This is a genomic window from Eggerthella sinensis, assembly GCF_003339815.1.
In the GTDB taxonomy this organism is placed as follows: Bacteria; Actinomycetota; Coriobacteriia; order Coriobacteriales; family Eggerthellaceae; genus Eggerthella; species Eggerthella sinensis.
Map to the genome: position 1 here is coordinate 1 of NZ_PPTT01000061.1, position 4564 is coordinate 4564.

5 protein-coding genes are annotated in these 4564 nt (G+C 62.9%); all 5 read right to left on the reverse strand.

Going from position 1 to position 4564, the window contains the following annotated elements; genetic code table 11:
* Nucleotides 1-226: 226 nt before the first annotated feature.
* The 5 genes from loaP to C1876_RS17365 all read right to left on the reverse strand — a co-directional run bounded on the left by loaP (nt 227) and on the right by C1876_RS17365 (nt 4407).
* Nucleotides 227-745: an antiterminator LoaP gene (gene loaP / locus C1876_RS17345; protein ID WP_244910199.1), complete on the reverse strand. Its 519-nt coding sequence runs from the start codon at nt 743-745 to the stop codon at nt 227-229.
* 234 nt (nt 746-979) lie between these two features.
* Nucleotides 980-1633 carry a CpsB/CapC family capsule biosynthesis tyrosine phosphatase gene (locus C1876_RS17350; protein ID WP_114547970.1) on the reverse strand — a complete coding sequence of 218 codons (654 nt, stop codon included), beginning with the start codon at nt 1631-1633 and terminating at the stop codon, nt 980-982.
* Entirely contained in the window at nt 1630-2472 is an 843-nt protein-coding gene (locus tag C1876_RS17355; RefSeq protein ID WP_114547971.1) for a CpsD/CapB family tyrosine-protein kinase, read from the reverse strand. Before C1876_RS17355 ends, C1876_RS17350 begins: the two co-directional genes overlap by 4 nt.
* A 12-nt stretch (nt 2473-2484) precedes the next feature.
* Entirely contained in the window at nt 2485-3141 is a 657-nt protein-coding gene (locus C1876_RS17360) for a YveK family protein (RefSeq protein WP_114547972.1), read from the reverse strand.
* Nucleotides 3142-3177: 36 nt separating this feature from the next.
* Entirely contained in the window at nt 3178-4407 is a 1230-nt protein-coding gene (locus C1876_RS17365) for an LCP family protein (RefSeq protein ID WP_114547974.1), read from the reverse strand.
* Nucleotides 4408-4564: the final 157 nt, after the last annotated feature.

A 4564-nucleotide genomic window follows, 5' to 3' on the forward strand; every position in this document is an offset into this window, starting at 1 on the left:
GAGGGGGCCCTCGGCCTCGCTCGTGAGCTCCGGCGCGAGGAAGGCGACGTCGGATGCCTCGAGATGCTCGGCGCGAACCCCCGGATCCCCGAGCGTTTCGGTTGACTTTACATAACCGCGCTTATCAGACTTTGGGGGCGTAGGGGTATCCTGTTGGGGCTCCCCTGCTGACGCGTAGTCGTCGATCAGCGCGGCGGCTCCGCCGGCGGTGAGGTCTATTGAGTTGTCAGGGTTTTTTTCGAACAATCTCTAATCCGACTTTGATGGTTTTGATACGGCCAAGAATCTCCATCTCCAGATACGCCAGGCGCTTATGGCGATCGAGCTTCTTGATGAGGCCCGTGTGATGCATGAGCGGGCCGTTGAGGATCACGATCTCGTCCCCTTCTATCACGCCGCTCGAGAGTTCGACCACACGGTGATCGGGCTTCGTGAACGCGTTGATAAAGGCGACTTCTTGATCGTCGAGAGGGGTGAACACATCGTTGTTGCCGAGGAGTCTGGTGAACTTTGGAACGCTTCGCAGCGACTCCCGCAGTTTCCCTGGTTGGTTCGTGACTACGAAAATGTAGCCGGGCAGCAGCACCTCGACGCGCTGTTTCCACACGCCTTGGATACGCTTCTTGACCTCGTATTGAGGGATGAACGCTTCTTGGATCAGTTCTTCGTCGACCAGCTTGTTGATCAGGTCAAGCACATGCTTTTCCTGGCCGCCGACCGTTTGCACGACGTACCACAATGCCATCACCCCCCTGGCAAGACGAAATAAAATACGGCTTCGCCCTAGCCATTCGGCCAAAACGCAACAACGATATGCATCCTCTTGATCGATCCGGAACGCGCACCCAGCGACGATCCCGCTTTCCTCAAGATATGTACGCCTCGCGCAGCGGCCCGCAGGCCATCCGTGAGAGGCGGTGCAGTTTCCTGCCGTTAGATCACAGGACGGGCCTGTGGCCTAACGGCAGGAAGCCGTCGATCAAATGCGCGCGTGCGCGCCGCGCGTGCGATAGGTACGCTTCGCATCCGCGAAGTAGTCGTAGTGCTCCACCCGGTGCGCGTCGCTCGCGATGTACGCGTACAGGTTCTCCTCGAACAGGCGCTTCGCCGGCTTGCGCTCGGCGCCCATGCGGCCGCCGGCGATGAAGTCGGCCGACGCCTGCAGCTTGCAACCCATCTTCACCAGGTTGCGCGCCACTTCGACGTCTTCCTGAATGGCGCGGTAGCGCTCGGGATGGGCGATGATCACCTGGTAGCCCTTCCCTTGCAGCTCGAAGATGGTGCGCTCGTAGATCTCGAAGTCGGGCTTGCCCGCCCTCGTGGATAGCTCAAGCAAAAACTCGTTCGTGCCGTCGTAATGCAGATGATCGGCCCATTCCATACCCAACTCCATGAGCTTCGCGTGGTTCACCTCAAAGCCCATCGTGAGCGGAAACCCGTCGGCATGCGCCACGAGCAGCTCGTAGGCATCCCACATCGCGTCGAAATCGAAGTACGGATCGCGCACGTGCGGGGTGCACACGATGGACGTGATGCCCGCCGCCTTGGCGGCCTCGAGCATGGCAAGAGACTCGTCCAAGTTGCGCGCACCGTCGTCAACGCCGGGAAGGATATGGCAATGCAGATCTCTCATCGAGCGTTACGCCCTCTTCCCATCGGCGGCTCGGCTTTGGCGAATCCGCCCCGGCCACCGGCCGGAACAGCACTCCCCTGCGCACCGCGATTCGCGCGACGACCAACCGCGGGAACGGGCACGCGCGCGTCGGTCTGCAGCGCAGCCACATCGCCGTCGTCCTTCACACGACCGCCGTCCTTGGTGTAGTAGGCGTAGTAGTATTCGGAACCGGTGCCTTCGCAGAACGTCGCGCAGATACCGAGGATGTTCGCATCGGCCTTCTTGAGCTGGTCGCATGCGTCCACGAGCTCGGTGCGCTTCGTCGCGCCCGGCTTCACCACCAGCACGGTGCCGTCCACGAGCGTGGACAGGATGGCGGCGTCGACGAACGTGCCCACCGGCGGCATGTCGAAAATCACGTAATCGTAGCTGTCCTCAAGCGTGGTCACGAGCTTCTGGTAGCGCTTGGAGGAGATGATGTCGGCCGGGTTCGGGATGTTCGGCTCGACGTCGAGGAAGAACAGGTTCGGCGTCTGCGTGGCCGTCACGGCCGTCTTGAGCGTGGCCGCGTCGGTGAGCACCGCGTACACGCCGGCCGCAGGGCGCACGTTCAGCATGGTCGCGAGCGTGCGGCGACGCATGTCGGCCTCCACGAGCAGCACCGTCTTGCCGGACGTCGCGATGGCGCGCGCCAGCTCCACGGAGCACGTGGACTTGCCTTCATTCGGCACCGAGCTCGTCATGACGATGGAGCGGATGGGGTTGTCAGGCGACATGAAGCGGATGTTCGCGAACAGCGTCTTCGCCGCGTTCTGCACCTCGAGCTGATTGGATGACTGCTTCTTTTTCTTGGCCATGGTTGCTCCCTCCTAACCCTTGATGGTGGGGATACGGCCGATGACCGGCACACCCAACAGCTCTTCGGCTTCTTCGGGGTTGCGCACCCGCGTGTTCAGCATGTCCAGCAGCACCACGATGGCAACCGCGAGGAAGATGCCGGCGAGGAACGCCACCGCCGTGTACATGGCGCGCGGCGGTCCCGACGGCGATTCGGGCACCTGGGCGGCGTCGACCACGTTCACGCTCTCGACGCCCATGACGTCCTGCGCGACGGTCGAGAGCACCGAGGCGATCTCGTTGGCCACGATGGAGGCGGCATCGGCCTTGCCGGCGGTCACCGAGATGCTGATGACGCGCGTGGTGGTGCCCGCCTCGACCGAAATCTTGTAGCCGGAAAGCGACGCCATGCCGAGCGACTCGGCCGTGCGCTTCTGCACGGTCTCGGACTTCGCCAGGGTGGCGATGTCGTTCGCCATGAGCTGGCTGGCCGTGAGGTCGTTGTACGCGGTGGTGTTCGAATTCGCGTCGTCCTTGGCGGTGAGCACGTACACCGACACGGTGGCCGTGTACTGGTTCTGCATGATGCCCCAGCTGAAGCCCGCCGTTGCGATGGCGAGCACGATGGGCAGCGCCACGACTAGGGCGAGGTGCTTGCGCAGGAGTTTGAATAGTTCGAGCAGTGTCATTCGTTCGTCTTTCTCATCAAAAGCGCCGCTAAGCCGCTATTTGCCGTTCACCGTAGTTGCCGCCGCCTCCGGGTTCTCGCCGGAATCGACCGCCTGCATGAGCGTCGCCCAACCCTCGGGATCCTCGTAGCACAGCCACTGACCGCCGTACTCTTCCATGAAGTCGCCCTTGTAGGGACCCGTGCAGGTGTAGATGGTGGGGTCGCCCGCCTGGGCGAAATCGGTTGCAAGCGAGATCATCGTCTGCAGGTCGATGTTCGTGGAGACGCACTGGGACAGGCTCTGCACGAGGCCCGGGATCTCGGCCGGAGGAGCCTGCAGCACGCTCTTCATGAGGGCCATGGCCATCGCGCGGACATTGGACTGGCGGATGGCTTCCTGATCCTCGCCGTAGGCGGTGCGCATACGGGCGAGGGCCACGCACTGCTCGCCGTTGAGCAGCTGGTTGCCGGCCTCGATGTGCACGACATCCTGATCGTTCGTGTACACCTGGTAATCAATGGTATAGGGAACGTCGACGTAGATGCCGCCGACGGAATCGACGAATTCGGCCAAGCCGGCGAACTCGATTTCCACGTAGTCGGAGATCTTCACGCCCGTGAGTTCCTGCACGGCCGTGACCGCCCCCGCCGCACCGCCGTCGGCGAACGCGTAGTTGATCTTGCCCACCGAACCGTTGAGCTCGTACGGCGTGTCGCGCGGCACCGACACCATCGTGATGGCATGCTTCACGGGATCGACGCGCACGAGCACGAGCGCGTCGGAGCGCTCACCGTAGGTTTCCCAGTTGTCGGAGCCCACGAGCAGCACGTAGAACGGCTGCATCTGGGTATCGACCGGCGCGAGCACGTTGTCGAGCTCGGTCTTCTCCTGTGCATCGAGCGCCATGTTGCTGGAAAGCGTGCCCGTGTACCACGCGCCGTACGCGACGACGCTGCCCACGAGCACCACGACGACGGCGAGCGCGATGAGAGCCGCTCGCTTCAGCTTGCGGTGCTTCTTACGCTTCTTGCGCACGCGCACGATTTCGTCGCCCTGCGCGGGGTAGCCGAAATTGGCCGGCTGCTGACCCGGATACGAGGCATGGTTCGAGGGGCCGGTCGGACGCGGCGCGTAGCCGGTACCTTGCGGGTAGGGACGACCGCCCTGCGGCGCCGCGCCACGCGGGGCAGCGGAACCCTGCCCGTATGTGCGAGAACCTCCGCGCGGGGCGGAGGCACCATGACGACCGGGGGTCGTCCTGTTATTGTTATCGTCAAATCCCATGGGGAATATGCTCATCCTATCGTCTGCCTCCCCTCGCCCATCCTTCAACCACATTTTGAGCCGGGGAATGCCTTTGTTCCTACCCCATGATAATAGCACGGTAGCGGTTTAGCAACAGAAAAAACGATCCTCCATGAAGCCCCCCCCCCCCCCCCCC

Bases quoted from the DNA above. Each gene is read 5' to 3' on its own strand.
- loaP (WP_244910199.1), bottom strand. From the start codon at position 745: ATGGCATTGTGGTACGTCGTGCAAACGGTCGGCGGCCAGGAAAAGCAT.
- C1876_RS17350 (WP_114547970.1), bottom strand. From the start codon at position 1,633: ATGAGAGATCTGCATTGCCATATCCTTCCCGGCGTTGACGACGGTGCG.
- C1876_RS17355 (WP_114547971.1), bottom strand. From the start codon at position 2,472: ATGGCCAAGAAAAAGAAGCAGTCATCCAATCAGCTCGAGGTGCAGAAC.
- C1876_RS17360 (WP_114547972.1), bottom strand. From the start codon at position 3,141: ATGACACTGCTCGAACTATTCAAACTCCTGCGCAAGCACCTCGCCCTA.
- C1876_RS17365 (WP_114547974.1), bottom strand. From the start codon at position 4,407: ATGGGATTTGACGATAACAATAACAGGACGACCCCCGGTCGTCATGGT.